4 tRNA genes and 2 rRNA genes are annotated in these 1,077 nt (G+C 46.8%); all 6 read right to left on the minus strand.

The features are described from left to right. Window positions 1-221: 221 nt before the first annotated feature. A tRNA-Ile gene (locus ACFQRG_RS16460) sits at window positions 222-298 on the minus strand. Window positions 299-337: 39 nt separating this feature from the next. After that, window positions 338-412 (minus strand) — tRNA-Gly (locus ACFQRG_RS16465). A gap of 31 nt (window positions 413-443) precedes the next feature. After that, window positions 444-520 (minus strand) — tRNA-Met (locus ACFQRG_RS16470). 6 nt (window positions 521-526) lie between these two features. Then, window positions 527-599 (minus strand) — tRNA-Ala (locus ACFQRG_RS16475). 57 nt (window positions 600-656) lie between these two features. Next, window positions 657-772, minus strand: a 5S ribosomal RNA gene (gene rrf, locus ACFQRG_RS16480). A gap of 221 nt (window positions 773-993) precedes the next feature. Further along, a 23S ribosomal RNA gene (locus tag ACFQRG_RS16485) occupies window positions 994-1,077 on the minus strand; the annotation flags it as partial.

Below are 1,077 nucleotides of genomic sequence, written 5' to 3' on the forward strand. Positions count from 1 at the left end.
CATATACACGTAACTCCTATCCTTCTCTTGTTTCTGGACAATTCAAGTGTAAAGGATTAAGGAGCTTGCGTGTATTTTTTTGTTTTAATTTTTCTCATACCCCAACAAATATTATAGAGCCAAAAAAACAGGATATTCTTTTTAGAAAATCCTGTTCTTAATAGACTGTCCTGCCTGCGGCAAGTATATATTTAAATCATGTTTATGTACCAACGAAATAATGGTGGGCCTGAGTGGACTCGAACCACCGACCTCACGCTTATCAGGCGTGCGCTCTAACCGGCTGAGCTACAGGCCCATTATTAACTTTGGAAAGAAGGATAAGATTAATTTCTATTGGAGCGGAAGACGGGACTTGAACCCGCGGCCCCCACCTTGGGAAGGTGGTGTTCTACCACTGAACTACTTCCGCAAAGCAAGAAATTATCAACCTGATATTATATTGGTAGCGGCGGAGGGGATCGAACCCCCGACCTCACGGGTATGAACCGTACGCTCTAGCCAGCTGAGCTACGCCGCCAAAAAATGGAGCCTAGCGGGATCGAACCGCTGACCTCCTGCGTGCAAAGCAGGCGCTCTCCCAGCTGAGCTAAGGCCCCACGAATTAAGTAACTTCTTAAGAATTCAAAATAAAAACCCCTAAGTAAAGGGGAATTGCCTGGCAGCGTCCTACTCTCACAGGGGGAAGCCCCCAATTACCATCGGCGCTGAAGAGCTTAACGACCGTGTTCGGGATGGGAACGGGTGTGACCTCTTCGCCATAGCTGCCAAACCAACTACTTGAATCTGCTACTCTGCAGGTTTGCGACGAGCTTTGATTTTACATCATTGAATAATCGTCGCGCAGGAGCACAATGCAACTCGCAAGTGCTTCCTTGTCCATATGCGACGAGCAGGCAATACTTCATTGCTCTAACGTCGGCGCAGGAGCAGGCTTTTTAAAAGAAAGGTTGAACCTTCAAAACCAGTAGCGAATATAAGACATGCTGTAATTTGGTTAAGTCCTCGACCGATTAGTATCTGTCAGCTTCACGTGTCACCACGCTTCCACCTCAGACCTATCAACCTCATCATCTA

It is taken from the genome of Scopulibacillus cellulosilyticus, assembly GCF_042665295.1.
In the GTDB taxonomy this organism is placed as follows: domain Bacteria; phylum Bacillota; class Bacilli; order Bacillales; family Sporolactobacillaceae; genus Scopulibacillus_A; species Scopulibacillus_A cellulosilyticus.